Origin of the sequence: Oryzihumus sp. (assembly GCF_036391795.1) — a bacterium.
In the GTDB taxonomy this organism is placed as follows: Bacteria; Actinomycetota; Actinomycetes; order Actinomycetales; family Dermatophilaceae; genus Oryzihumus.
In genome coordinates this window covers 1-4,566 of sequence record NZ_DASVZH010000278.1, presented here as the reverse complement: position 1 = coordinate 4,566, position 4,566 = coordinate 1, and the positions used below count along the sequence as shown (strand labels likewise).

The window sequence follows — 4,566 nt, the reverse complement described above, 5'->3', positions numbered from 1 at the left end:
GCTGCCGGGCAGGTCGAACACGTCGAGCATCGTCGCCTGGGAGAAGTGCTGCTCGACCCAGGCGTGGAACGCGGTGCCCCGCCGGGCGGCGGTCGCCGGAGGGCTGGGCATCGGCCGGCGCAGGGCCAGGGCGAAGGCCAGGGGGTCCTCGGCGAGCTGGACCACCTTGGAGGTGGACAGATGCCGCGGCACGGTGACCGGCTGGCGACCCGAGGCGCGCACGGCCTCCCGCTCGGTGAGCAGCAGGTCGATCTCGCGGTCGAGCGCGGTGGCCTCCCCGGCCGAACCGTGCCCGGACGTGCCGGGGCCGGACGTCTCCCCGCCGGCTGCCGCGATGGCCTCGCGGACCAGATCAGCAGCACCACCCATCTGCTCCCGCCGCCGCGCCAGGGGGTCGGCGGGCCACACCGCGGTGACCGGCTCGGTCTTGCGCGGGTTGGCCGCCTTGCCGCCCTCGTCGGGCTCGGGCATCGCCTCCCAGGGCAGGGCGACGAGGTCCAGCACGGGGTCCTGCACCAGCTCGGTCAGGAACCGGGACGTCACCCGCGGGGTGGTGGCGTCCGACCACACGGGCGCGGTCAGCAGCAGCTCGCTGCGGGCCCGGGTGAACGCGACATAGGCCAGTCGGCGCTCCTCGGCGATGCCGTGCTCGCCACCGGCCCGCACGAAGCCCTCGACCTCCTCCTTGAGCTCGGCGAGGTCCTCCGCCCGCCTCCAGCCCAGCCGGGGCAGGCCGTCGCGGTCACCCCGCAAGTCGTAGGGCACCCCCGACAGCCCACCGCACCAGCCCTTGTCGGTGGCCGGGCTCATCGTCCACTCGCCCTCCTTGAAGGAGGTCGTGGCACTGGACCGGGCCGGGAACGAGCCCTCGACCAGCCCTGGCACCGCGACGACGTCCCACTCGAGCCCCTTGGACGCGTGGACCGTCAGGACCTGCACCGCCTGGGTCGAGACCTCGACGTAGCCCTTGTCCAGGCCACGCTCCTCCTTCTGCGCCGCCTCCAGCCAGGCCAGGAAGCCACCCAGGGTGGGCCGGTCGGCGGAGGTGGAGAAGGTGGCGGCGACGTCGGCGAACGCATCGAGGTGGGCCCGCGCGGTCGTCGGGGAGTGCTCGGGCCGGGCGAGGACCTCGATGTCGAGGCCGAGCGCCCGCTCGGCCTCGCCCACCAGGTCGGCCAGCGGCATGCCGGTCAGGGAACGCAGGCGACGGACCGCCTCGCCGAGGCCGTGCAGCCGCTCCAGCGCCGCGTCCGAGATGGCCTGCCCGTCCCGGCCACGCCAGTCGGGCCGCGGCAGGTCGTCAAGGGCCTCGACGATGCTGGCACGGTCGGTGCTGTCGGGGGCCTGGTCGCGCACCTCGCCGCTCGAGCCGGCCTGCCGGCGCTGCAGCACCCGGGACCAGGCCGCCAGCCCGTCGAGGTCGGCGGCCCCGAGCCGGCACAGCGGACCGGTCAGCAGGCGCATGAGGTGGTCGCCGCGGGAAGGGTCCTGCACCACGTGGAGCAGCGCGAGGGTGTCGGCCACCTCAGGCGTGGTGAGCAGTCCACCGAGGCCGACCACCTCGACCGGCAGGCCGGCGGACTCGAGCGCCTCGACGGTCGCCGTGAACTGTGAGCGCTTGCGGCACAGCACCGCGGCCGAGCGGCCGCTCCACCGGCGCTGCCGGTCGAACCACCGGGCGGCCACCCACTCGGCGACGTAGGCCGCCTCGTCCTCGGAGGTCAGCAGCCTGGCGGCGTGGAGCCGGCCGGCGCCGGCGTCCGGCCTGGGCCGGAGCACCTCGACCGGGACGGTGGACTCCTCCCGCAGGGACGCCGACGTCACGTTGGCCGCCTTGAGGATCGCCGCGTCGTTGCGCCAGCTGGTCGACAGCGGCAACACCGTGGCCGGGCCGGCACCGTCGGCGAACTCCCGGGGGAACCGGGTCAGCGTGGTGGCGCTCGCCCCGCGCCAGCCGTAGATGGACTGGTTGGGGTCGCCGACGGCGGTGACCGGCACCGGCTCCCCCGACTGGACGAACAGGCTCTGCAGCAGCACCAGCTGGGCCTCGCTGGTGTCCTGGAACTCGTCGAGCAGGACCGCCCGGAAGCGCTGGCGCTCTCCCTGCCCCACGTCGGGGAACCGCCCCGCAAGCTGGGCGGCCACGGCCATCTGGTCGGCGAAGTCCAGGGCGTCACGGCTGCGCTTGAGGTCGAGATAGGCCCGGACCATCGGCAGCACCGCCCGCCGGGCCTTGAGCGCCTTGAGCGCGTCGGCCACCGGGGCGGGCAGGTTCCTGGCCCGGCTGGAGCCCTTGGGCAGCCCGGTGACCCGCGCCTCGAAGGCGTCGATGAGCTCCTCGAGCTGCTCGGGCACCAGCAGGTGCTCGGCCATCTCGCCCGCGAGGTCGACCACCGCGCTGACCACCGTGGAGGTGGCGAACGTGACGTCGTCCATCGGCCCGTCGTAGCGCTCGACGACCTCGCTGGCGTACTGCCACGCGGCCGCCTCGGACAGCAGCCGCGACTCCGGTTCGATCCCGAGGCGCAGGGCGTGCTCGCGCACGATCCGCCCGGCGTAGGAGTGGTAGGTCGACACGGTCGGCGTGCCACCCAGCACCTCGGCGCCGTCGGGCTCCTCCACAGGTGTCCACAGCCCCACGTGGCGCAGCCGCCGCAGCCGTCGTCCGATCCGCTCGGCGAGCTCGGTGGCGGCCTTGCGGGTGAAGGTCAGGCCGAGCACCTGGTCGGGTTCGACGTAGCCGTTGGCCACCAGCCAGACGACACGCGAGGCCATCGTCTCGGTCTTGCCGGACCCGGCACCGGCGACGACCAGCAACGGCCGCAGCGGCGACTCGATCACCGCCCGCTGCTCCTCGGTCGGCGGCGGGTTGCCCAGGGCCACGGCGATGTCGCGCGCCGAGTGCTCCGTCGTCGCGGCCATCAGATGACCCTCCCCTCGGTCTGGGCCGGGCAGCTGGTGCGCACCGGGCAGAACTGGCAGCCCTCCCCGACGGTCGCGGTGAAGGTGGCCGACGCCATGCCCTCCGCGGTCTCGACGACCAGCCGGTCGGCCCAGCCGGGCTCGTCGTCGCCGGCGAGCGACTCCTGCGCCTGCAGCGTGGTCTTCTGGGTGGCCGCCTTGCCGAGCTGCAGGAGCGCCGCGCCGGCGGAGGTGTCGCCCAGCTCGGGGAACGCACCGTGCTCGACCGCGGCCTGGTAGGCGCCCAGCTGCGGGTGCCGGGCGATCTCGTCCCGCGAGGGCTTGCTGGAACCCGTCTTGAGGTCGATGACGCGCAGCTCACCGGTGGGCGCGCGCTCGATCCGGTCGACGCGGCCGGTCAGCTGGGCCCGCCCGATCTGCACGGACATGGCGACCTCGACGCCGACCGGCTCCCAGCCCTCCGCCCGGGCCTCCGGCGTGTAGCGGGCCAGCCGGCGGACCATGGCCCGTGCCTCCTCCAGCTGGCGCCGGCTCAGCCACCCCTCGGGCAGCCCGAGGCGGCCCCACCGCGCCTCGACCTCGCGCACCAGGGTGGCCTCGTCGACGTCCCCGAGCTCGGCGGCGATGTCGTGGACCAGGGTGCCGATGGTGGCGGCGCCGACGCTGGGCCCCTCGCCACCGCACGCGGTGAGCAGCCAGCGCAGCCCGCAGTCGCCGAAGGACTCGATCTTGGACGGCGACACGGTGACCGGGTCGTCCGGGGCGCGCAGCGGCCGGTCGTCACTCAGCGGCAGCAGCGCCCACCAGGCGGTCGGGTCGGCTCCCGGCACGCCCGCGGCGGCCAGCCGGGCCAGGCCCGCGGCCGCGGTATGCCGGGTGGCGGGGTCCTGCGCGACGACCACCTCGCGGCGCAGCTCGGCCACCAGCGCGGCCAGGGTCATCGGCCGCCCGACCTCGGCGAAGGGGCGCAGCTCGTCGCGGTCGTCGGCCTCCTCCGGCGGGTCGACGACGTCGAGGTAGGGCGAGGGCTGCTCGTCCTCGCTGCGCACCGCGGTGACCAGGAGGCGTTCGGAGGCCCGGCTGACCGCGACGAGGAACCCGCGGGTCTCGTCGTAGCGGACCGCCGCCTGCGCCGCTCGGAATGACTGCCCCCGGCCGGTGAGCACGTCGACCAGCCGCTCGGAGCCGAGCAGCGAGCCGCGCAGGCGCAGGTCCGGCCACACGCCCTCCTGCACCCCGGCCACGACGACGAACCGCCACTGCCGGCCGGCGGCGCCCTGGGGCGTGGTCAGCGTGACCGTGTCGTCGCTCGGGGCGCGGGCCACCAGCGTGTCCCCGGGCACGTCCTGACCACGGATGTGCTCGAGGAACTCCCCCGGGCCCATCTGCGGCAACCGGTCGACGTAGCGCCCGGCCGCGTCGAACAGGCCCACCACCGCGTCGAGGTCGCGGTCGGCGCGCTGCCCGCCGGCACCACCGGACAGCGCGATGCGCTGCCAGAGCGGGCCGAGCCCGGTGGCGTCCCACATCGCCCACAGCACTGTCTCGGCGGTCACCCCGGGCGCCCACCGCAGCCGGCCGTCCTCGCCCTCGACCGTGCGGGCCGCCTCGACCGCGGCCCGGAACGCGCGGGCGACGCGCCGG

Annotated in this window: 2 protein-coding genes; both read right to left on the bottom strand. The window is 75.4% G+C overall.

Translation table 11 applies throughout. The features are described 5' to 3' along the window. Positions 1–2,922 (bottom strand): ATP-dependent helicase (locus VF825_RS17220; RefSeq protein ID WP_331115636.1); only part of this gene is annotated, 2,922 nt, incomplete at its 3' end. Next, positions 2,922–4,566, bottom strand: a 1,645-nt coding sequence (locus tag VF825_RS17215) for a PD-(D/E)XK nuclease family protein (RefSeq protein ID WP_331115634.1), incomplete at its 5' end; no start/stop codon positions are given. The genes VF825_RS17215 and VF825_RS17220, both read right to left, overlap by 1 nt.